This window comes from Caballeronia sp. Sq4a (genome assembly GCF_023170545.1).
Classification (GTDB): domain Bacteria; phylum Pseudomonadota; class Gammaproteobacteria; order Burkholderiales; family Burkholderiaceae; genus Caballeronia.
On record NZ_CP084250.1, the window covers coordinates 2,234,462 to 2,256,829 of the forward strand.

A 22,368-nucleotide genomic window follows, 5' to 3' on the forward strand; every position below is an offset into this window, starting at 1 on the left:
CGGGAACGAATGTTCCTGCCGGATTGGCGCCGACGCGCGACCCGACTCGCCTGCGACGCCTGCACGAATCGCAGGCCGCAAAAAACACGCGCCGCATGGCGTGAGCCATGCGGCGCGGTAGAGCATGCGGATCAGATCTGGACCATCTCGAAATCTTCCTTGCGGGCTCCGCATTCGGGACAGGTCCAGTTGATCGGAACGTCCTCCCAGCGGGTGCCCGGCGCGATGCCCTCTTCCGGCAATCCCGCCTCTTCGTCGTAGATCCAGCCGCAGATCAGGCACATCCAGCTTCTGTATTCCATACTTATGCCGCGTCGATTGGTCGATTGAAATTAGGCCATGATGGTACCGTGTTGCCGTGTGGATGCCTAGCAAGGCACCGGCCCGACGTGCATCCCCAAATAGCGGGATGTGTGCGTCACCGCTCTGCAAAAAGGTGCGCACGGACGGCAGGCGGGCGGCAATAGGCCGCATAATCGAACCGTGTCCGGGCGCGTGCGCGTCTTTTTTCGCGTTCGCTGCAACTGAATCGTCTCACTCGTGCAATTCAAATCAAAAATGTCCGCTCTTGCCATGACCGGCGACTCTCCACCGATCGTTCTGACTTTCGGGCTCTCGGACCCAACGGGCGGCTCGGGCCTGCAAGCCGATTTGCTCACGCTCGCCAGCATGGGCTGCCACAGCGCAACGGTGCTCACCGGCTACGCCGTGCGCGATTCCGCAACCTGCGATGAAGTCAACGGCCTCGACCCCGACGCGGTCGCCGCTCAGGCGCGCATGTTGCTAGAAGACATGCCGATCGCCGCATTCAAGATCGGCGCGGCTACGCGGGCCGAAGTAGTCTCCGCGATCGCCGAAGTGGTGTCCGACTACGACGACGTTCCGCTGATCCTCGCGCCCGACTTCACGCTCGATGACGAACACGTGCTGTCCGCCGACGAGCTGCGCGAATCGCTTGCCGACCTGCTCGTGCCGCAGACGACCATGCTGATCGCCGATCACGCGACGCTTTTGCAGCTTGCGCAGCCGGACAGCGACGCGGAAGCGCCGACGCTCGATTCCGCGATCTCGCACATTCTCGCGCAGGGCTGCGAGTACGTGCTGGCGATGGAAACGGGCACGCATCGGCATGTGAACACGCTGTACAGCGAGGAAGGACAGGTGCGGCAAGACTTGTGGGATCGCGGGCTGCATCGCGTGATGGGGCTCACCGACACGCTCGGCGCCGCGGTTGCCGCGCTGCTCGCGAACGGCCAGGAGCCTGCCGAGGCCGCGCGCGAGGCGCAGGAGTACGTGTTTCAGGCGGCGCGCGCCGCGTTTCGTCCGGGCATGGGCGCGTATCTGCCGGATCGCTTTTTCTGGGCGCGATCCAACGATGCGGACGACGAAACCGACGCCGCGTCTTTGCCCGACGATTCGGCCGGATTGCCCGGAGAAGCCCGGCATTAGACGAAATCGGGCGCCAACGATGCAGTGAACGAAGCGACACGAACGGAGTTCGGAGACCAACGAAGGGAGGCTTTGCGAGCGCATGCCGTATCGACTGCCCCATCTGCACAAGCCCGGCCCGCAAGGCGCTATCCGCGTCGGCTGCGCGGGCTGGGCGCTTTCGAGCTCGGTCCAGTCGAGCTTTCCGGACGAAGGCACGCATCTCGAACGCTACGCGCGCGTGCTGACGTGCGTCGAAATCAACTCCAGCTTCTATAAGCCGCATCGCGAGCAGACTTACGAGAAGTGGGCGCAGAGCGTGCCCGACTCGTTCCGCTTCTCGGTGAAGCTGCCCAAGGCGATCACGCACGACGCGCGGCTCGCCGACACCAACGCGCTCATCGACGAATTTCTGGCCGCCGCCGGCAAGCTGGGCGACAAGCTCGGCTGCTGCCTCGCGCAACTGCCGCCGAGCCTCGCGTTCGAACACGATCTGGCCGATGCCTTCTTCAAGGCGCTGCGCGAGCGCACCGAGCTGCCGGTTGCGTGCGAGGCGCGCCATCCGAGCTGGTTCACCAAGGATGCGGCGGCGCTTCTCAAAGCGCATCACATCGCGTACGTGGACGCCGATCCGATTCCCGACGACTGCGAGATCAAGCATCGGGCGGATACGTCGCTCGTCTATGTGCGGCTGCACGGCTCGCCGGATCTCTACAAGTCTTCGTACGACTTCCCGTATCTCGACGATCTCGCGCGCACGCTGCAAGCCCGCGCGAAAAAAACGCCCGAGGTGTGGTGCATCTTCGACAACACGACGCTCGGGCACGCGCAGCCCAACGCGCTGCACGTGATGGAGCGTCTGCATCTTCATCATCGGAAGGCGTAGCGCCTTTCCGCTTCTGCTCATTGCTTCCGAAGGAGACTCGCTGATGCACAAGCCGGCACGACGCTTCGCTCGCCTGATCCGAGCCACGATGCTCGCCACGATTGTCTCGGCGGCGCTGCCCGTCCATGCGCAGGAGGCATCGCCGCCGCCGGCCACGCCTGCGGGCGACGGCACCTTCCTGCTGACCATCTTCCTCAAGCACGACGAGTCCAAGCCGCTGCCGAAGATCAACCAGCAATTGAAGGAACAAGGCTACTTCAAGACGTTTCCGCCGCCGGGCGTGGAAGTGGTGTCGTGGTACGTGATGATGGGCATCGGGCAAGTGGTGACCTTGCGCGTGCCGGCGGACAGGCTGCGGGAAGTGAATCGCGCGATCGAAACGACCGCGTGGGGCGGATATCACACGGAGTTCTACCCGACCTACGACTACAAAGCCGCCGCGCAGAAGCTGCGCGACGAGATGAACAGATAGCTTGTCGATGGGCGAAAAAAAAACCTGCATCGCTGCAGGTTTTTTTCTGGCATGGCGCGAGCCCCTTGCGAGACTCGCACCGATGTAATCGGGCCGAAGCCGTCTTACATGTCCATGCCCATGCCGCCCATGCCGCCGGGCATGCCGCCAGGCATCGGAGCGTCTTCCTTCGGCAGCTCGGCGACGGCTGCGTCGGTCGTCAGCAGCAGGCCTGCCACCGATGCCGCGTTTTGCAGCGCCGTGCGCGTCACCTTGGTCGGGTCGACGACACCGGCTTCCACCAGGTCACCGTACTCGCCGGTTGCCGCGTTGTAGCCGTAGTTGCCCGAACCTTGAGCAACAGCCGCCACCACGACGGAAGCTTCTTCGCCGCCGTTCGTGACGATCTGGCGCAGCGGCTCTTCCATTGCACGCAGGACGATCTTGATACCTGCGTCCTGGTCGGCATTAGCGCCCTTCAGGCCGTCGATAGCCTTGCGAGCACGGATCAGCGCGACGCCGCCGCCAGCCACGATGCCTTCTTCCACTGCTGCGCGCGTGGCGTGCAGAGCGTCTTCGACACGTGCCTTCTTTTCCTTCATTTCGACTTCGGTCGCAGCGCCGACCTTGATCACTGCCACGCCGCCGGCCAGCTTGGCCACGCGCTCTTGCAGCTTTTCACGGTCGTAGTCCGACGTCGCTTCTTCGATCTGCTTGCGCACTTGCTTCACGCGCGCTTCGATGTTCACGGCTTCGCCAGCGCCGTCTATGATCGTCGTGTTTTCCTTGCCCACTTCGATGCGCTTCGCTTGACCCAGCTCTTGCAGCGTCGCCTTTTCCAGCGTCAGGCCGGTTTCTTCCGCGATGACCTGACCGCCGGTCAGGATCGCGATGTCTTCCAGCATGGCCTTGCGACGGTCGCCGAAGCCCGGAGCCTTCACAGCGACGGTCTTGAGGATGCCGCGGATGTTGTTGACGACGAGCGTTGCCAGAGCTTCGCCTTCGACGTCTTCAGCGATGATGAGCAGCGGACGGCCGGCCTTCGCGACTTGTTCCAGCACCGGCAGCAGATCGCGGATGTTGGAAACCTTCTTGTCGTGCAGCAGCACGAACGGGTTTTCCAGAACGGCGACTTGCTTGTCCGGGTTGTTGATGAAGTACGGCGACAGGTAGCCGCGGTCGAACTGCATGCCTTCCACGACGTCCAGCTCGTCTTGCAGCGACTTGCCGTCTTCGACGGTGATCACGCCTTCCTTGCCGACCTTGTCCATGGCTTCAGCGATGCGCTCGCCGATGGAGGTGTCGCTGTTCGCCGAGATCGAGCCGACTTGCGCGATTTCCTTGTTCGTCGTGCAGGGCTTGCTGATCTTGCGCAGTTCTTCGATTGCTGCTGCGACGGCCTTGTCGATGCCGCGCTTCAGGTCCATCGGGTTCATGCCCGATGCGACGTACTTCATGCCTTCGCGGACGATGGACTGTGCGAGCACGGTAGCGGTCGTGGTGCCGTCACCTGCGTTGTCGCTGGTCTTGGAAGCGACTTCCTTGACCATTTGCGCGCCCATGTTCTGGAGCTTGTCCTTCAGTTCGATTTCCTTCGCGACCGAGACACCGTCCTTGGTGACCGTCGGGCCGCCGAACGAACGCTCGAGCACGACATTGCGGCCCTTCGGACCCAGCGTGACCTTGACCGCGTTGGCCAGGATGTTCACGCCTTCCACCATCTTGGCGCGTGCGGAATCGCCGAAAGTGACTTCTTTAGCTGCCATATCCAGACTCCTTGATTCGATTCAGTGTGCCGGCCCGCTGCCCTTTCGGCGCGAAGCCCGGCGTACAGGAAGAATGCTTACTTGTTGACCAGAACGGCCATGATGTCTTCTTCGCGCATGACGAGCAGTTCCTGCCCGTCGACCTTGACGGTCTGGCCGGCGTATTTGCCGAAGAGCACGCGGTCGCCCACCTTCACGTCGAGGGCGTTTTGCGTGCCCTTGTCATCGCGCTTGCCCGGGCCGACGGCCAGGACTTCGCCTTGATCCGGCTTTTCTGCCGCTGCTTCGGGGATCACGATGCCCGATGCGGTCTTGGTTTCCTGGTCCAGACGTTTGACGATGACGCGATCGTGCAAAGGACGAAGGTTCATACACACTCCTCTCTTGAATGAGACTGAAAACGCGGGAAAGCCCGTCTTTTGGGCGGAGCCCGCCGGACGGAAATCTTGTTAGCACTCTCGTGCAGTGAGTGCCAATTATATGGACCGGATTTGACAATTTCAAGGAGGGAGGGGATGAGACAGCTCCGACACGTGCGCGCGGTTATGTTCGTAGGACATCTGAACTGGATAAGCGACAGCCTCGGTGCCAACGGGTGGCGGGGCGGCGGCGCCTATGAGGGAGCGCGTTCCGATCCTCGGGCCGAAAGTATTTCCTCGCGCGCTCTCGTCTTTGCTTCCCGGCAACTGCGGTAGCATGGCAGCTTCGCCCTTCTCTTTTCGACGAACGCGTTCCCACAGTGCCGACTGCCGCTCTTTCCACAAGCCCAATCGCAAGCCGAGCCGACTCCGAAACCAACGCACCGCCGCCGGCAGGCGAACGCGTCGCGGTGCTTTTCCATATCGTCGACTTCAACGACGGCGGGATCGAATCGTCGCTTATCCAGTGGCTGCGCGTCTTCGACCGTGAGCGCTTCAGCGTCACGCTCTCGGTGATGCATTCCTCGCCGGCGTTCGAAAACCGGTTTCGCACGCTCGTGCCACCCGATGTCGGCATCGAGATCCTCGCTGACAAAGAATGGCTCAACTACTTCCAGACCCGGCGTTACGCGCGCAAGCTGAGCAAGCTCGGGCGCGTGGGGCGCGACGTCTTCAACACGCTCGCCGTGCGGCCCTATGTGAAGCGACGCATCGAAGCGCTGGCACGCCGGCATGCGCTGATCGTCGATTTCGACATGTCGCTGCGCCGCCTCGCCGGCCAGTTCGGCACGGCGTGGCTCGGCGTCAACCACTTCAGCTTCGATGCGCGGCTGGGCGCCCGTCCGCGCAAGAAACGCCGGCTCGCGGCGCAGTTCGCACGTTACGACGGCGTGGCCGCGCTGAATCAGCACATGGCCGATGAAGCGCGCCGCATGTTCGGCGACGGGCTGCAGCGACTGTTCGTGCTGCCGAATGCCATTGATATCGAGCGTATTCGCCCCGACGCGCTGGCGACCGAACCGCCGCTTTGCGATGCGCCGTACATCGTATCCGTCGCGCGACTCGATGAAATTCAGAAGGACCATCGCACATTGCTGCGGGCTTATGCGCGGCTCGTGAGTGCCGGCGATATCGCGGAACATCTGGTGATCGTCGGCGATGGCGCTTTTCGCGGCGAACTCGAAGGGCTCGCAGAGGAGCTCGGTATCGCCGCGCGCGTGCACTTCGCGGGTTATCGCAACAACCCGCACGCGCTGGTCGCTGGCGCGCGCCTTCAGGTGCTGAGCTCGCGCTACGAGGGCATGCCGATGGTGCTGCTCGAGGCGCTCGCGCTAGGCACGCCCGTGATAGCGAGCGATTGCCCGACCGGCCCGCGCGAGATTCTCGGCGACGGCCGCTTCGGGATTCTGTTTCCGATCGGAGCGGACGACGAACTCGCCGATGCCATGCGCCACCTGATCACTGACGAAGCGTTGATGCATCGCATGCGCGCGCGTGCGCTGGAACGCGCTGAAGAGTACGGCATTGCAGCCAGCAACGAGCGTTTTGCGCGATGCGTGTCGGAACTGACGAGTGCGAGGCGCTAGCGGCCGGTTGTTTTCTGTACGGCCGCATGGGCCGGGCTACCGACAAGCATTGCCTCTGCTCGCCATGCGGCTCGCGTCGACAGCCTTGCCGCGCCGTCACGCGACTGGCGCTTGGTAACTGACTTCGCGGTCGGAGCGGACGAGAACTCGCCAGCGCGAAGTGCTTGACTTCCGACGATGCGTTGAGGAATCGCATGCGTTGAAGCGCGCTTGAACACGCTGGGAATATGGTATCGCGGTCAGCGACGAGCGTTTTGCGCGATGCGTCTCCGAACTGACGAGTGCCATTCGCTGGCGGCCGGTTGTTTCGTGTACGGCCACACACGGGCCCGCAACCGACAAGCATTTCCTCTGCTCGCAATGCGGGCCTCGCGTCGACAGCCTTGTTGCGCCGCGATGCAACTGGCATTTGGCAACTGATCTCGACATACGTCGCGCCGACACCTCCGTTGGCCGCACAAAGAGGCGAGAACCGCTTAGTCACCGTGAGAAGTGAGTTTCTCCCTCGTCGCAAGATGCGCACTCGCGCGCCAATTGCCCGCAGCGCAGCCCGACCGCGCGTAAAAAAAAGGTTCATCGCAGAATTTCGTGGAGCGATACCGCTGATTTTGTAATCTGGCGTCTGAAAACGGACGTTGGAGGCGCACGTGCTGGATCGCAAAGCATTGGAAGCGTTGGGTTGCTGGAAGGGCTATCGGCTGGAGCGTGTGGAGTGGCCGCAAGGCGAGCATCGCACGCTCTCGCTGTATCTCAAGCCGGTCAGTAAAGTGATGCACTGCCAGCAATGTGGCACGCGCTGCACGCAGATTCATGAGACGGCTCTGCGCGCCGCGTTCGCGATCTTCCGCTGTTCGAATATCGGGTGGTTTTGCATGTGCCGCGCCGGCGCGTGTGGTGCGATCGCTGCGGCGGCCCGCGACTAGAGCGGCTGGCGTGGCTCGGGCGTTACCAAAGAGTGACCGAGCGGTTCGCGCGAGCGTGCGAGAAGTTGCTGCAGGCCGCCAGCGTGCAGGCGGTGGCTGAGTTCTACGATCTCGGTTGGCACACGGTCAAATCAATCGACAAGATGCGTTTGCGAGCACGTCTGGTCGAGCCGGACTGGTCGTCGATACGCTACCTCGCAATGGACGAGTTTGCGCTGCATAAAGGGCATCGCTACGCCACCGTGGTGGTCGACCCGATCAACCGTCAGGTGCTCTGGATGGGCCCCGGGCGCTCACGCGAGACCGCTCGCGCGTTCTTCGAGCAACTCCCCGAGGGTGTGGCCGCGCGCATTGAAGCCGTTGCCATCGATATGACCACGGCCTATGAACTGGAAATCAAGGCGCATTGCCCGCAGGCCGATGTGGTCTATGACCCTGTTTCATGTCGTGGCCAAGTACGGACGCGAGGTCATCGACCGCGTGCGGGTCGATCAAGCCAATCAGTTACGGCACGACAAACCTGCCCGGCGAGTACTGAAATCGAGTCGCTGGCTGTTGCTGCGCAACCGTCGCAACCTCAAACCCGAGCAGTCGATCCATCTAAACGAATTGCTTGCAGCCAACCAGCCGTTGACGTGCGTGTACATACTGCGCGACGAACTCAAGCAACTCTGGTTCTATCGACGCCTCGCCGGGGCCGAAAAAGCGTGGGAGCAATGGTTCGAGCAGGCGCAACAAAGCGGTATCGCCGCTTTGAAGCAGTTCACCCAGCGGCTGCAAGGCTACCTGCACGGCATACTCTCGCGGTGCCGGCACCCACTGAACACCAGCGTCGTCGAGGGCATCAACAACACCATCAAAGTCATCAAGCGACGCGCTTATGGGTACCGCGACGAAGAATACTTCTTCCTCAAGATTCGCGCCGCGTTCCCCGGAAAAGCTCGATGAACCAAAAAAAGGCGATACCTCTTGAAACCCGCCGCTCCCCATCCATTTAGATGGCGTCAGGATGGAGAACAGCATGCCCGCACAACCGAACGACCCCACCCGCCCCAAAGGCGGCGACACCGAAAAAATCACCATCAACCTCGGCCCCGTCGATCTCGGCCAGATCGACCTGCTCGTGGAAGAAGGCTTTTACTCGAACCGCACGGACCTGATCCGCACGGCCATCCGCAACCAGCTCGCGGTGCATGCGTCCGTCGTCAAGGAAACGGCGACCCGCCGTGCGCTCGTGCTCGGGCTTCAATATTTCTCCAGACAGGACCTGGAAGCGGTGCGCGCAGCCAATGAGCGGCTGAAGATTCAGGTGCTCGGCCTCGCGAGCATCGCCGCCGACGTTTCCCCCGAACTCGCGCTTGCCACCATCGAATCGATTCTGGTTCGAGGTGCCCTCCACGCATCGCCGGCCGTCAAGGCCGCGCTTGCAGACCGGATCCGCTGAATGCGGCTCGACCGCCTCGCATCCGAAACCGGACAAGACATGAAACTGAATGAAGGTTTTCTCGACTCGATGAAAGAGGCTTTTCAACTCTTTCAGAACGGCAATAGCGACGCCGCCGCTGAAATCGTCAAGCGCGCGATGCGCGGAGACGCTGCCCACGCGGAGCATCCCGCGCCCGAATCTCGCGCGTCTCGCTTTACCGAACCCTTCAAGACGCCCGCGCGCGCCGAACCGCAGCCCGAAGTGGAAGATCGCGGGCACTTCAGCACGCGCCGCTACGCGAATGCCGCCGGTCAGCGCGACTACAAACTGTATGTGCCGAGCGCTTATCGCAACGAGCCGTTGCCGCTCGTCGTGATGCTGCACGGCTGCACGCAGAACGCCGACGACTTCGCGACCGGCACGCAAATGAACGCGCTCGCCGAACGGCAGCCGTGCATCATCGCCTATCCGATTCAGCCGCAAAGCGCGAATGCATCGAAGTGCTGGAACTGGTTCAAACCGTCCGACCAGCAGCGGGACGCGGGCGAGCCGTCGCTGATAGCCGGCATCACGCGCGAGATCATGGCCACTCACAACGTGGATCCGAAGCGCGTCTACATCGCCGGTTTGTCGGCGGGCGGCGCGATGGCGGCGATCTTGGCGCAACGCTACCCCGATTTGTACGCGGCAGCGGGCGTTCACTCAGGGCTGCCTGCCGGACGCGCGCACGATCTGCCGTCCGCGCTCGCCCTCATGCGCGGCGGCGAAGGTAAAGCGGCGGCGTCGGGCGCGCCGCGTTGCCCGCTGATCGTCTTTCACGGCGATGCGGACGCCACCGTGAATCACGTCAACGCGCGCCGAGTTGTCGAAGGATTCCGCGCGAGCGGGCCGGAGCGCCGCATAGCGGGCGTGGCGGGAACTCGGCAGCATTCGGTGCAGCAGTTCATATCGCCCGATGGCGTGCCCGCGGAACTGTGGACGCTTCACGGCGCACCGCACGCATGGTCCGGCGGCAGCGCGCGCGGCACTTACACCGACGCGAGCGGGCCGGACGCCAGCGCAGAGATGCTGCGCTTCTTTTTTGCGCATCCGAAGAACTAGAAGGGTTTCATCGCGGCGAGTTTCTAAGAAACGCCGCCGCCTTCGACACGGCAACTGCCCGCGTTCGCTTGCGCGGATCGAGGTTGCCCGCCATGCGGCCGTCGCGCGTGGCGCCTGTTCTTCGTCGAGCCTATTGGCTGGGGTCGCTGCATCCGTCGGCCGCGACCGGAGGGTTCCTGACCCGCCTGCGGCGTGAGCACGGACTCGGCGGCAACCCACGGCCTCGCGCTGCCGAGAAATGCAGATCTCCTAGGCGAAACATCGCGCGTCGCTTCGTCGTGCGTCGTCTGCCCACGCCATCAACAACGCACGGTACATTGGCGAGCCGAACCCCGTGCGCTAGCACCCCACATCGCGCGACTCGGCGCCCCGCCTCACCGACAATCGCGCCGCTCATACAGCGACCATTCGCCCTCTTGCACGACCTGAACGACGTCGCATTCCTCGTTGGCGAAGAAGTTCGCCGGCAGGGGCCCGGCCTTGTGGACGAAAAAATATCGATACTGCCGGCCGTTGTCTCTCGTCCAGTCGAAGCGCCGGGGATCGCCTTCGAGCGCCGGAGGCTGCAGCGGCAGCATCCCCGGTTTGAAACGGACGATCTGCGGCACGAACGTCGCGAAGTTGAAATCGACGAACCCGTGTTTCTCAGCCTGATACCACAGCGCCTGATGCATGTAAGCGGCAATGCTCCCGTACGCGGGACTGTCTCGATCGAACACGAGATTCAGCGCGCGCTGGCCCGGCTCCGCTCGCGCAAGGAGGTTTTCGAGCGGCGCGTTCTCGGCGGCGAAGCGATGCAGGCGGATCGCCTGATCGGTGAGAAAAATCCAGCATCCCGCGATGATCGCGGCCTGCACGCCGACGCCTCGCCATGCTGTCCAAGGCGAACCCGACGCCGAACCCGACGCCGATGCGCGCCCATCGCTCGCCGACCGTGGCGCGGGACAGAACATCAGCGCATAGGCCGGCAGCAGGAAAAGCGCGAACCGGTGATACAGATACCCGGTCTTGAGCGCCGCGTCGGGCACGGCGAACCATATGAAGGTGACGGCCAGCATCGGAACGATCACCGCGCGGTCCCGGTTGATCCTGTCGCGCCAAAGCCACGGCGCCGCGAACATCAACGCGACGAGCGGCAAATACATGGCGGCGCTCTTGCTCATGCCCCAGACATAGACCGGCAGCGAGAGCACGCGGTGCAGATTCCAGCCCCATTTGAATACGACGATGTCCGGCACGGTTTGCCCGAGCAGCGGATCGGTCGCGCGACTGCGCAGCACATACGCAATGCACAGCAGGCCGAGCGGCACGAACGGCTCGAGCGCCCTCACGCCGTGCGCGAGCGGCCTCTGCTTGAAAAGCACGAAGCCGACGCCGACAGCGCACGCGAACAGAAACACGAGCCCGTGGCAGAAGAACAGCACCGCGCCGGCCAGCGCGATGGCGACACCCTTCTTCACCGACAACGCCGTCGCGTAACCGTACGTCAGCCAGATGAACAGAATGCCCAGCGGCGCGGCGACCAAAAACGTGTAGAAGCCCCATCCGAACGCGAAGCCGAAACATCCGGGAACGAAGAGCCAGTCGAGCCGCGCATCGCCATGCAGATGACGTCGAAAGCCCACGCACGATGCGACGAACCCTAGGTACGCGACCGTCATCAGGCACTTGAGCGCGGCCGCCACGGGCATCAGATACGTGAGCGGCAAAGCCAGCCCGTAGCCGATGAGATACGGCGTGAGCAGATTGAGTTGCACGAGGCTTTGCCACGGCGACGCACGTTCGAGCAGATCGCGCAGCAACATGACCTGGCCGGCGTGCTGCGGCAAATCGGCGAGCGGCGGACGCGGCGCGATCCAGAACAACGCTGCGCCATACAGCACGGTCGCGAGAAAAAGCACGTGCGGCAGCATCGCGGCTAGCGGGCCGGCGCGCGAGCCCGGCGCGTGCGCGGCCGCCGCATCGAGGTTCGCGCTCGCCGGCGCGGAGCGATCGACCGGAAAGTTCATGGCGTCTCCCCGATGGTGGGACGCGCGCGCGGTTCCTCGTTGGCAGAAGTCGTCGGCGTGCAGTGCGGATGGGGGCGTGTAGACGAGGCGCGGGCGCGAAGGGCCCGGATGCGCGGCGAGATGAGTTCAAACGTCGTCATAGGCGATGTTTCTCATGGCTGAAGCTGCGATGGCCAAGCATCTGCTCGGCGCGTAGAGCGCATCACTAAGCAGACCGAACGATTCATCAGACGCAAAGGTCAGTGGCCGGCGCTCTACGCAGACGACAATAACACGCGAGGTGCGACAAAAAATATGCAGAAGCTCGCGTCGCCATCCGCTCGGTGAAGCCTACCGCGTCCCTCACAACTCACTCATTAAATCAATCGGTCTCCCGAAACCGATTGAACCGATTAATGCTGGTTCATCAATGGTGCCTTCTTCGAATCAGGGTTTATACCTAGACGCGACAGAGCTACACTCCTTCTCAACGACAACGCAGTGCGAGCCCCAAGCTCCTGCGGCGTCCCGCTCAACGAGATACGGAGGTTCATCATGTTCAAGTCAATCGTTCCCGCCATCGTCGTCGCTTCCGCACTGGCTGCCCCGGCGTTCGCCCACGCGGACGAAAACGGCGCCCTGACCCGCGCCGAAGTGAAGGCGCAACTGGTCGAACTGCAGCGCGCCGGTTACAACCCCGCCAGCGACCGGACGACCTACCCGGCCGCGATCCAGGCGGCGGAAGCCCGCATTCACGAGTCGCAAGGCGTTGCGGCGACGTCGTTCGGCGGCTCGGCGGACGGCGCGTCGTTGTCCGGACGCGCGAATCGCGCGGCTGCCGACGTCAACGCGGTCGATTTCAATCGTCCGTAAGCCGTATTGACCGATGCGAAGCCCGGCCCGCGCCGGGCTTTTTCGCATTCGCGTCCGCCTTTCGCGAGCGCCAGGACAGGCGCCTTACGACGGTCATCTCGCTGTAAGCCTCGGATTTTTCGACGTTTTCGGATTCTGCTTTTTCATTGGAGGCTCAGACCGCACTAAAATGTGTGTCTGCTCGTCACACGTTTCGTTTCTGCCGCCTGCCATGCCTATCCCGTCGTCGTTGCGCCTCGCTTTCGTTACGCTCGGTTTTTTCGCGCTCGCTGCCTGCGGCGGCCGCACCGCCACCACGCCCAGCTATCAGCAGGAGTTGTTCAACACCGGCGCCAGCCCTTACGCGCACAACTTCGACGCCACGGTGAAGGAAACCTGCGAAGCCGCGCGCCGCGCGTTGCTGTCGCAAGGCTTTCTCACGACGATGGCGCAGGCCGATAGCGTCGACGCCACGAAAAACTTCCAGCCGTCCGCCGAGACGCATGTGGTCGTGTCGTTCCATGTCGTCTGCACGCCGGGCGAGAATGCGACGAACCAGAGCATCGCCTATGTGAACGCCGTGCAGGACGGCTACGCGCTCAAGAAGAGCGATACGTCCGCGAGCGTCGGCCTGAGCGTGCTCGGCTCGCTTTCGCTGCCCATCCGCTCGAACAGCGACGCGATGGTCAAGATTTCGAGCGAAACCGTGCCGGCCGGCAAGTTCTATGACCGCTTCTTCGGCTTGATGGGCCACTATCTGACGACAGTGCCGCGCAGCTCGCCCATCGCATCCGATGAAGTCGAGAGCAAGCCGCTCGCGCCCTCGCTGATCGTCAGTTCGCCGGAGTTGACGCCGACGCCGATCGTCGTGCAGGCGCCCGCCGCAGCCGCGACCGCGATTCAGACGCCGGAGGCAGCGGCGGTCACTAAGCAGGAAGCGCAGGCTGCCGCCAGTACTGTGGCGGCATCGGCGCCGGTTGCGGCGTCGGCGGTGACGCATTGATGGATGGGTTGGTTGGCCGGTTGCCGCGTCGGCGGTGATGCACCGATCGATGCACCGCTTCCCCAACAATCTACCGGCTGCGAAGACCGCAGTCACGGCATTCGCACTCGTGCCGCATCGGCGATGACGCACTAGCGATCGCCGGTTCGTGCGGCGTTGAGAATTTGGCCGGCCTGCATCGGCCCTTTGTCGTCGCGCGCACTCCCCGGTCCACGCCAGAGCCGAGCGACCGAACAGCACATATCGCCGATTTGCCAGCGCCGAGCTGGCTCATCGGCCGGCTGTCCCACAAAACAAAAACGGGCTCCGGCCTAAGCCGGAGCCCGTTCGCGCGCCTCGCCTGAAACGGCCGAGGCTCGCCGCTTATTTCCCGCCGTTTTGCGGGCTCAGCGTGAGTTTGTTCGAGACCGACTGCACGCCCGTCACGCCCTTCGCCACTTCTTCGGCCTGAGCGATCTGCGCGCCTTCCGGCACGGTGCCGGTCAGCGTGACCGCGCCGCCGCGTGCGCGGACGAACACGTTCGACACATCGAAGCCCTGCGCCTTCGACAGCGCGCGGCGCACGTCGTAGCCGAGCTTGCGATCCGTCTTCTTGGTCGCGGACTTCTGCGCCTTGGTCGGCGCGGGGGATTCGGTGCCGGTGGTGGCCGCCGCATCGCTGGACTGGGCATAGGCGCTCGACGCGACCGCCACGCACACCACGACGCCCAGCGCCTTCAACATATCGACAACTTTCATGGTTTCTCCTTTTGTTTCGCTTGTTGACTTCGCACAGTTGCTGCTTCGCTCGTTTGCACTTCAAGCCGGACAGCGTGGACCGGCCTAAGGCGTACGGCACCGCGCATGCCCGTGGCCGCGCGGCCGGCGGTCCAGATGGACCGGCGAACCGGCGGCGACGTGCCGCGGATGCTGTCATGCAATGCTGCGAGAGGCTGGCGAAGAAACGAACTCGGCCGTTATTCGGGCTATGACCCGTCGGCTCGTCTATGTGTTGTCCTGACGCACGGCGCTCAACAGGCGCCCGAGGCTGCGGCGCGTGCCCGCCTGACCCAAATAGCGGGTTTTCGGACGGAAGTCCTTGCCGTGCGGCGGCGAACGTCAATTTAGCCCAGCGCGGCCATTAGCGCAAAGCATTTAACAACGCGAGGCGCCCGCACGCGACACACGCTTGTCACACGCATGCCGCCGCCGCGACGACAGCCGGGTCGCGAGGGCTTTCGCATCGCGCGTTCGGGTAAGCTCTCGGGCACGAAGTTGACAGTTGGCACCGAGATGACTCAATCAGACGGCAATCCCCAAAAGGAACGCCCGCGACGCAGGCCGCAACCGAAAATCGTCGCGCGTTTCGTCGCGGTGTCGTGGCGCGACCTCGCGCTGACGTTCGGCCCGATTCTCGTCGTGGCGATCGCCGCGCTCTACCTGGCCGTGCGGCTCATTCAACCCGCGCCGCCCAACACGCTCACCATCGCGGCCGGGCCGAAAGGCAGTTCGTTCTGGAACAGCGCGCAAAAGTACAAGGCGATCCTCGCGCGCAACCGCGTGACGCTCAACGTGTTGGAGACCCAAGGCTCGCTCGACAATCTCACGCGGCTGGAGAAGCCGGATTCCGGCGTCGATGTCGGTTTCGTGCAGGGCGGCATGATGCCGCCGGGCGCGGTGCACGACGACCTCGAATCGCTCGGCAGCGTCGCGTATGTGCCGCTCGCCGTGTTCTATCGCGGGCCGGTGGTCTCGCGGCTGTCGGAGTTCAAGGGCAAGCGGCTCGGCATCGGCGCAGAGGGCAGCGGCACACGCGCGCTTGCGCTGACGCTCCTGAAGGCGAACGGCATCGAGCCCGGCGGCGACACGCAGTTGCTGCCGCTGTCCGGCGAGGCCGCGGCCAAGGCGCTCGAAGGCGGGCAGATCGACGCCGCGCTTTTGACGGGCGATTCCGCGCAGCCGCCGACCATGGCGAAGCTGCTGCGCACGCCGGGCGTGCGCTTCATGGACTTCGCGCAGGCCGACGCCTACGCGCGCCGCTTTCCTTACCTCACCGAGATCGAATTGCCGATGGGCGCGTTCGATTTCGCCAACAATCTGCCGCCGCGCCCGGTCCACATGATCGCGCCGACCGTCGAGCTCGTCGCCCGCGACAGCCTGCATCCCGCGCTCTCGGACCTGCTCATCGAGGCGGCGCGCGAAGTCCACAGCCGCGCCAACCTGATGCAGCGCGCGAACGAATTTCCGGCGCCGCTCGCCCACGAATTCCGCATCAGCGACGACGCCGAGCGTTATTACAAGTCGGGCAAGAGTTTTTTGTACCGCGTGCTGCCGTTCTGGATCGCGAGTCTCGCCGATCGCGTTCTCGTCGTGCTCGTCCCGCTCGTCGTCGTGCTCATTCCGGCGCTGCGGCTCGTGCCGGGGCTGTATCGCTGGCGCGTGAAGTCGCGCATCTATCGCTGGTATGGCGCGCTGATTGCAATCGAACGGGAGGCGATCAGCCGCCCCGACACCGCGCAGCGCGACGCCCTGCTCGACCGCATCGACGCGATCGAATCGGCGGTCAACCGGATGAAGATGCCGCTCGCGTTCGCGGACCAGTTCTACGTGTTGCGCGAGCACATCGGTTTCGTGCGCGAGCGGCTCGCCGCCGAGGCCGGCGCGAACGCGCAGCCGCCTTCACGCCGGCAAGTCGCGTCGCGTGAAGACACGGAGCAGCGCAGCACGTAATATCGAATGATTCGATCGCGATATGCGGTCGGGAGATACGCGGCGCGCGTTCGCCGCACCGGATGCAGGACACGACGCCAGCCGGCGAAAGCCGGGGCGCGCGAGCGCCGCCGCAACCGAACACGTAGAGCGAACGACGAGGCCAGCGCGAGCGCGCCAAAAGCAAGGAGAAACGACATGAGTGCCCCGCATTCGACCGCCGACGGTCGCCCGTACTTTTTTTTCGACTTCATCTCGCCGTTCTCGTACCTGCTTCTCGAGCAGCACGACAAATGGCCCGACATGCCGTTCGAATTCGTGCCCGTGCAGTTGCTCAAGCTGCTCGACCGCTGGAAGCAGCCGCACGCGGCCACCATTCCGTCCAAGCGCGTGTTCACGTATCGCCACGCGCTCTTTCGGGCCGAACAACTCGGCATTCCGTTTCGCATGCCGCCCGCGCATCCGTTCGATCCGGTGAAGGCGCTGCGGCTCGCCGTGCTCGCAAACGGCGACATGACGCGCGTGCGCGACATTTTTCGTTTCATCTGGCGCGAAGGGCGCGATCCGTCGTCGCCGGACGGCTTTCGCGCGCTCTGCGAATACGTGGGCATGCCGGAGGCGGAATCGCGCATCGACGACGAGGACGTGAACGCGAGGCTGCGCGACAACAATGACCGCGCCGTCGAGATGGGCGTGTTCGGCGTGCCGACCTTCGTCGTGAACGATCAGATCTTCTGGGGCGAGGACACGCTGCCGATGGTGCTCTACGTCGCCCGCTCGCCGAACTGGCTGGAGGCGGCCGAGGTCAAGCGCATCAGCACCTTGCCGATGGCGCGCCCGGAAGCCGATCCCGGCGACACGACGGCAGTCGGCGGCTGAACCACGGCGAACGCGTTCGCGGCCCTCGCCTATGCCGCGCCTATGCCACGCATAGGGCATGCGCTATGGCGTCAAAAATCGGAACAGGGTTAACTGCGGTTGCGGCCGTGCGCCGCGCCGTCTCCGCGCCGTCTGTGGCAACCGTTGCCGCACCCGACACGGCGCTTCGGCCTCCGGTCCCACGCAAAGCCCATGAACGAACCCGCCGATTCCCTCGACATCTGGCTGATCCGCGTGCTGCGCACGCTTCTTCTGGAACGCAGCGTCACGCAGACCGCCCAGCGCCTGAACCAGACGCAGCCGGCCATCAGCACGGCGCTGCGCCGCCTGCGCGAGATCCTGAACGATCCGATTCTCGTGCGCGGCAAGCAGGGCATGGTGCCGACCGAATACGGCGAGACGCTGCTCGCGCCCGCGCAGCGCGCGCTGCGCGAGGTGGAGTTCGTCGCGACGCCGCACGGCGATTTCGATCCCGCCCATTCGCGCCGCACCTTCCGGCTCGCCGCGCCGGATTATCTGAACGATTTCTTCATGCCGACGCTCGTCGCCGCGTTTCGCGACGCCGCGCCCCATGCGCGCCTCGAAATCGAATCGCTGAACCCGATGCGCGATCACGAGCGCGCGCTCGACGAAGGCGAGATCGACCTGATGGTCGCCAACTGGACGAAGCCCGAGCCGCGCTTCGAGCGACAGGACCTCTTCTCCGACGTCTTCGTCTGCCTGATGCGCGCGAACCATCCGCTCGCGCGCGAGCCGCTGACGGTGGAACGCTACGCGCTCGCCGCGCACCTCGCGCCGACGCCGTACAGCGGCGCGAAGCGTCATCCGATCGACATCGGGCTCGCGCGCGCGGGCATCCGCCGGAGAATTGTCACAACGATTCCGTATTTTGGTCTCGTGCCGCAGGTGCTGCTGCAATCGGACCTGATCTTCACCGCGCCGCGGCGTTTCGCGCAACACTATGCCGCGATGCTGCCGCTCGCGGTGCTGGATTCGCCGGTGCCGTTTCCGCGCATCAAGTGCTATCGACTGTCGCGGCCGCAGTCGGACCAATCGACCGATGTGGCGTGGCTGTGCGCGCTGATGTCGCGCGTGTCGGACTCGCTCATCGGCCGAAAAACCGCGCCGGTGCATGAGTTCGCTGCGGCCGTCGCCAAATAACGTGCTCACGACATGGACGCTCTCGATCGCTTGATTCAACTCGCGCAGCTTTCCGGCACGCTCGATTTGCGTTGTCTCTTGCGCGGCCCGCTCGAAGTGGATCACACGCCCGCGCCGGCCGGCGAGGCGGCGTATCACGTCGTCCTGGACGGCGCGTGCACGGTGTCGCGCAAGGGCCATGCGCCGATCGACCTGAAAGCAGGCGATATTCTCTTTCTGCCGCGCGGCGACGCGCACGTGCTTCACGTCGCGGATGGCGACGCACGCGCTGGCGAAATGCAGACGCGCGACAACGGCGCGGTCACGGTGCGCAGTAATTGCGGCGAAGCGCAGCCGGCGGTGGATTTGCTGTGCGGACGCTTCACGTATGCGCCGCGCGCGCTTCTCATCGACGTGTTGCCGGACGCGGTGCACGTGTCGTTCACGCGCGCGTCGGCGCCCTATCTCGGCCCGCTGGTCGCGGCGATGTGTCGCGAGGCGGAGGAAGCGCAGCTCGGCGCGCCGTCGATCGTGGCGGCGCTTTCCACTGCACTCTTCGCGATGGTCTTGCGCGCGTGGCTCGCCGAGCAGCCGTCGCTGTCGGGCGTGCTCGCGCTGTTGGCGCACCGGCGGCTGGGCGCGTCCGTGATCGCGATGCTCGAACGCCCCGCCGATCCGTGGACGCTCGAAATGCTCGCAAAGGAAGCGGCAATGTCGCGCGCCACGTTCATGCGCGCGTTCTCGGCGCATTCGGAAAGCTCGCCGCTCGCGCTGTTGGGCCATGTGCGCATGCAGCTCGCGAGCACCATGCTCACGCACACCAAGAAGAGCATCGCGGATGTCGCGGCGAACGTCGGCTATCAGTCGGAAGCGGCGTTCAGCAAGCGGTTCAAAGAGGTGTATGGCGTCGCGCCGGGGAAGTTTCGGGCGGAGCGGGGGTTCGGGGCGTGAGGCGCGCTTAGATCATTGCGCGCCGCGCGCCCGGCATCGAAGCATTCGACCGCGCCCGTTCTTCCCGCACCCGCAACACCTGCGCCGCGACCGCCAGCGCAATCGACGCCGGCGCTTTATCCACGATCCCTTCGACGCCGATCGGGCATGTCATGTCGACGAGCCGTTCAGCCGCCAACCCGCGCTCCATCAATCGCCGCTCGAACTTCACGCGCTTCGTCTTCGAGCCAATGAGCCCGAAATACGCGAAGTCGTCGCGCCGCATGATGCGCTGCGTGAGCGCGAAGTCGAGCGAATGATCGTGCGTCATCACGATGAAGTACGCCCCGGCGGGCGCTTCATCGACGATCGCGTCCGGCATATCCGTCGCTTCGATCTGCACGTTCGCGGGCACCTCGTCGGGGAAAAGCTCGTCGCGAGCATCGACCCATTGGACGACGCACGGCAGCGTGCCCAGCACCTTCACGAGCGCATGGCCGACGTGGCCCGCGCCGAACACGACGACGTGCATCATGACCGCGCGCTCCTCACTGCATTGACCGCGCGCAGAATCTCCTCGGACGTCGCCGGAGCGTTCAGCGGCGGATTCACCTTGTGATCGCCGACCGCGGAGACTGCATCGCGGATCGCGAAGAACACCGAAAATGGCAGCAGCAGCGGCGGCTCGCCTACGGCCTTCGAGCGATGAATGCTGTCCTCCGCGTTCCGATTCTTGAAGAGCGACACGCGGAAATCGGCGGGCATGTCGTTGACCGTCGGGATCTTATAGGTCGACGGCGCGTGCGTCATCAGCTTGCCGTCCTTGTTCCACCAGAGTTCTTCCGTCGTGAGCCAGCCCATGCCCTGCACGAACGCGCCTTCCACCTGCCCGATGTCGAGCGCCGGATTCAGCGACGCGCCCACGTCATGCAGCGCGTCCGCGCGCAGCACGCGCATTTCGCCGGTGAGCGTGTCGATGACCACTTCCGACACCGCCGCGCCGTAGGAGTAATAGAAGAACGGGCGGCCCTGCATCGTCGCCTGATCCCAGTAGAGCTTCGGCGTCGCGTAGAAGCCGTCGGACCACAGTTGCACGCGCGCGAGATACGCCTTCGCGACGACTTCGCCGAACGGAATCGCATCTTCGCCGACGATCACGCAGTCGTTGGCAAAGCGCACGCTCGCCGCCGGCACCGTGCCCGCGCCGAACTTCTCCGCCGCGAATGTCGCGAGCCGCTCGCGCAACTGGCGCGCGGCGTCCTGCGCGGCCTTGCCGTTCAAATCCGTTCCGGTCGATGCCGCCGTCGCCGACGTATTCGCCACTTTGCTCGTGTCCGTCGCCGTCACGCGCACGCGGCCGAAGTCGATGCCCAGTTCATGCGCGACGACCTGCGCCACCTTCGTGTTCAGCCCCTGGCCCATTTCGGTGCCGCCGTGGTTCACGAGAATCGAGCCATCGGTGTAGATATGAACGAGCGCGCCGGCCTGATTGAAGTGCGTGACGTTGAACGCGATGCCGAACTTCACCGGCGTCAGCGCCAGTCCCTTCTTCAGAATCTCGTTGTTCGCGTTGAACTCGCGCACGGCCTCGCGGCGGCGGCGATAGTCGCTGGTCGCGGCCAGTTCGCCGATGAGCTCGTGCAGCACATTGTCCTCGACCGTCTGGCCGTACGGCGTGCGGTTGTTCTCCGTCTTGCCGTACAGATTCGCGATGCGGACATCGAGCGGATCGCGGCCCACCGAACGCGCGATGTTGTCCATGATGTACTCGATCGCGAACGCGCCCTGCGGCCCGCCGAAGCCGCGAAACGCGGTGTTCGACTGCGTGTTGGTCTTGCCGCAATAGCCTTCGATGGCGACGTTCGGCAGCCAGTACGCGTTGTCGAAGTGACAGACGGCGCGCGTCATCACCGGGCCGGACAGATCGGCGGAAAAGCCGCAGCGCGAAGTCATGTCGACGGCCACGCCCTCGATCACGCCTTCGTCGTCATAGCCCACTTCGAAGTCGTACACGAAATCGTGGCGCTTGCCGGTAATCATCATGTCGTCGTCGCGGTCGGGGCGCAGCTTCACCGGACACAACAGCTTCCACGCCGCGAGCGACGCGCAGCAGGCGAAGATGCCCGACTGCGATTCCTTGCCGCCGAATCCGCCGCCCATGCGCCGGCATTCGACGAGCACGTTGTGCGAATGCACGCCGAGCACATGCGCGACGAGATGCTGCATTTCCGTCGGATGCTGCGTCGAGCAGTAGACGTGCATGCCGTCGTCGTCCTTCGGCACCGCGTACGCAATCTGGCCTTCGAGATAGAACTGCTCCTGGCCGCCGAGCTTCATCGCGCCGCGTTCGTGATGCGCGGCCTTCGACGTCGCGCTGTCTGCATCGCCGCGCGCGAGCTTGAGTGGATTGAGCACGTACGATTCCGCGCGGCGCGCGTCTTCGGCGGTGAGCACGGCGGGCAGATCTTCGAATTCGATCGACGCGCGACGCGCCGCGAGCCGCGCCGTGTCGTGCGACGTCGCGACCACGATGAACATCGGCTGGCCGACGTACTGCACGACGCCCGGCGCGAGAATCGGATCGTCGTGGATGATCGGGCCGCAGTCGTTCACGCCGGGAATGTCCTCGGCGGTGAAGACGGCGACCACGCCCGGCGTCGCGCGCACCGCGTCGAAGTTCATCGACACGATCTTCGCGTGCGCCTTCGGGCTCAGGCCGAGCGCGGCGTGCAGCGTGCCCGCGACGGGCGGAATGTCGTCGGTATAGCTCGCGCGGCCGCTCACGTGCAGATGCGCGGATTCATGCGGTCGCGAGACGTGGACCTGCTTGAACGCGTCGGCGTCGTTGACGTGGGACTGCGCGTCGGCGAGAAAGGCTTCGGCTTGCTGATTCATGTTCGTG

General features: G+C 64.4%; 19 protein-coding genes and 1 pseudogene. 13 read left to right on the top strand and 7 right to left on the bottom strand.

The features are described 5' to 3' along the window. Positions 1–131 precede the first annotated feature (131 nt). Positions 132–302, bottom strand: coding sequence for a rubredoxin (locus LDZ24_RS10590; RefSeq protein WP_025527884.1), 171 nt, complete (start codon positions 300–302; stop codon positions 132–134). Between the two features lie 271 nt (positions 303–573). Here LDZ24_RS10590 and LDZ24_RS10595 point away from each other — a divergent pair, with 271 nt between their 5' ends. The 3 genes from LDZ24_RS10595 to LDZ24_RS10605 all read left to right on the top strand — a co-directional run bounded on the left by LDZ24_RS10595 (position 574) and on the right by LDZ24_RS10605 (position 2,786). After that, entirely contained in the window at positions 574–1,449 is an 876-nt protein-coding gene (locus LDZ24_RS10595) for a hydroxymethylpyrimidine/phosphomethylpyrimidine kinase (RefSeq protein ID WP_175945287.1), read from the top strand. A gap of 82 nt (positions 1,450–1,531) precedes the next feature. Further along, entirely contained in the window at positions 1,532–2,314 is a 783-nt protein-coding gene (locus LDZ24_RS10600; protein ID WP_248320414.1) for a DUF72 domain-containing protein, read from the top strand. Between the two features lie 43 nt (positions 2,315–2,357). Then, complete coding sequence (locus LDZ24_RS10605; protein ID WP_371747344.1) at positions 2,358–2,786, top strand: hypothetical protein; 429 nt, start codon at positions 2,358–2,360, stop codon at positions 2,784–2,786. A 104-nt stretch (positions 2,787–2,890) separates the two neighbouring features. Here LDZ24_RS10605 and groL read toward each other — a convergent pair whose 3' ends face one another. Further along, complete coding sequence (gene groL, locus LDZ24_RS10610) at positions 2,891–4,531, bottom strand: chaperonin GroEL (protein WP_248320415.1); 1,641 nt, start codon at positions 4,529–4,531, stop codon at positions 2,891–2,893. A gap of 77 nt (positions 4,532–4,608) precedes the next feature. Beyond that, on the bottom strand, positions 4,609–4,902 hold the full coding sequence (gene groES / locus LDZ24_RS10615; RefSeq protein ID WP_159836846.1) for a co-chaperone GroES: 294 nt from the start codon (positions 4,900–4,902) through the stop codon (positions 4,609–4,611). Between the two features lie 458 nt (positions 4,903–5,360). Between groES and LDZ24_RS10620 the strand changes: the two genes are divergently transcribed. The 4 genes and pseudogenes from LDZ24_RS10620 to LDZ24_RS10635 all read left to right on the top strand — a co-directional run bounded on the left by LDZ24_RS10620 (position 5,361) and on the right by LDZ24_RS10635 (position 9,986). Then, complete coding sequence (locus tag LDZ24_RS10620) at positions 5,361–6,536, top strand: glycosyltransferase (RefSeq protein WP_248320416.1); 1,176 nt, start codon at positions 5,361–5,363, stop codon at positions 6,534–6,536. A 647-nt stretch (positions 6,537–7,183) separates the two neighbouring features. Further along, positions 7,184–8,407: pseudogene (locus LDZ24_RS10625) on the top strand (ISL3 family transposase). Between the two features lie 73 nt (positions 8,408–8,480). After that, on the top strand, positions 8,481–8,903 hold the full coding sequence (locus LDZ24_RS10630; protein WP_248320417.1) for a CopG family transcriptional regulator: 423 nt from the start codon (positions 8,481–8,483) through the stop codon (positions 8,901–8,903). A 39-nt stretch (positions 8,904–8,942) separates the two neighbouring features. Then, positions 8,943–9,986 carry a PHB depolymerase family esterase gene (locus LDZ24_RS10635; RefSeq protein WP_248320418.1) on the top strand — a complete coding sequence of 348 codons (1,044 nt, stop codon included), beginning with the start codon at positions 8,943–8,945 and terminating at the stop codon, positions 9,984–9,986. A gap of 374 nt (positions 9,987–10,360) precedes the next feature. Here LDZ24_RS10635 and LDZ24_RS10640 read toward each other — a convergent pair whose 3' ends face one another. After that, the gene (locus LDZ24_RS10640) at positions 10,361–11,995 is read right to left on the bottom strand and encodes a hypothetical protein (RefSeq protein ID WP_248320419.1); all 1,635 of its coding nucleotides are present in this window, start codon (positions 11,993–11,995) and stop codon (positions 10,361–10,363) included. Between the two features lie 534 nt (positions 11,996–12,529). Between LDZ24_RS10640 and LDZ24_RS10645 the strand changes: the two genes are divergently transcribed. Further along, positions 12,530–12,847, top strand: a complete 318-nt coding sequence (locus LDZ24_RS10645; protein ID WP_248320420.1) for a DUF4148 domain-containing protein — start codon at positions 12,530–12,532, stop codon at positions 12,845–12,847. Positions 12,848–13,058: 211 nt separating this feature from the next. Further along, positions 13,059–13,829, top strand: coding sequence for a DUF2242 domain-containing protein (locus tag LDZ24_RS10650; RefSeq protein WP_248320421.1), 771 nt, complete (start codon positions 13,059–13,061; stop codon positions 13,827–13,829). 363 nt (positions 13,830–14,192) lie between these two features. Here LDZ24_RS10650 and LDZ24_RS10655 read toward each other — a convergent pair whose 3' ends face one another. After that, complete coding sequence (locus LDZ24_RS10655) at positions 14,193–14,567, bottom strand: BON domain-containing protein (protein ID WP_248320422.1); 375 nt, start codon at positions 14,565–14,567, stop codon at positions 14,193–14,195. Between the two features lie 534 nt (positions 14,568–15,101). Between LDZ24_RS10655 and LDZ24_RS10660 the strand changes: the two genes are divergently transcribed. The 4 genes from LDZ24_RS10660 (at position 15,102) to LDZ24_RS10675 (ending at position 19,487) form a co-directional block, all read left to right on the top strand. Next, entirely contained in the window at positions 15,102–16,538 is a 1,437-nt protein-coding gene (locus LDZ24_RS10660; protein ID WP_248320423.1) for a TAXI family TRAP transporter solute-binding subunit, read from the top strand. A gap of 177 nt (positions 16,539–16,715) precedes the next feature. Continuing rightward, positions 16,716–17,396, top strand: a complete 681-nt coding sequence (locus tag LDZ24_RS10665) for a 2-hydroxychromene-2-carboxylate isomerase (protein WP_248320424.1) — start codon at positions 16,716–16,718, stop codon at positions 17,394–17,396. Between the two features lie 192 nt (positions 17,397–17,588). Further along, positions 17,589–18,557, top strand: coding sequence for a LysR family transcriptional regulator (locus LDZ24_RS10670; RefSeq protein WP_248320425.1), 969 nt, complete (start codon positions 17,589–17,591; stop codon positions 18,555–18,557). A 12-nt stretch (positions 18,558–18,569) separates the two neighbouring features. Then, the gene (locus tag LDZ24_RS10675; RefSeq protein WP_248320426.1) at positions 18,570–19,487 is read left to right on the top strand and encodes an AraC family transcriptional regulator; all 918 of its coding nucleotides are present in this window, start codon (positions 18,570–18,572) and stop codon (positions 19,485–19,487) included. 7 nt (positions 19,488–19,494) lie between these two features. Here the strand turns inward: LDZ24_RS10675 and xdhC are convergent, their stop codons facing one another. Next, positions 19,495–20,001, bottom strand: coding sequence for a xanthine dehydrogenase accessory protein XdhC (xdhC, locus tag LDZ24_RS10680; RefSeq protein ID WP_248320427.1), 507 nt, complete (start codon positions 19,999–20,001; stop codon positions 19,495–19,497). Continuing rightward, the gene (xdhB, locus tag LDZ24_RS10685) at positions 19,998–22,361 is read right to left on the bottom strand and encodes a xanthine dehydrogenase molybdopterin binding subunit (protein WP_248320428.1); all 2,364 of its coding nucleotides are present in this window, start codon (positions 22,359–22,361) and stop codon (positions 19,998–20,000) included. The genes xdhC and xdhB overlap by 4 nt, the downstream gene beginning before the upstream one ends. Positions 22,362–22,368: the final 7 nt, after the last annotated feature.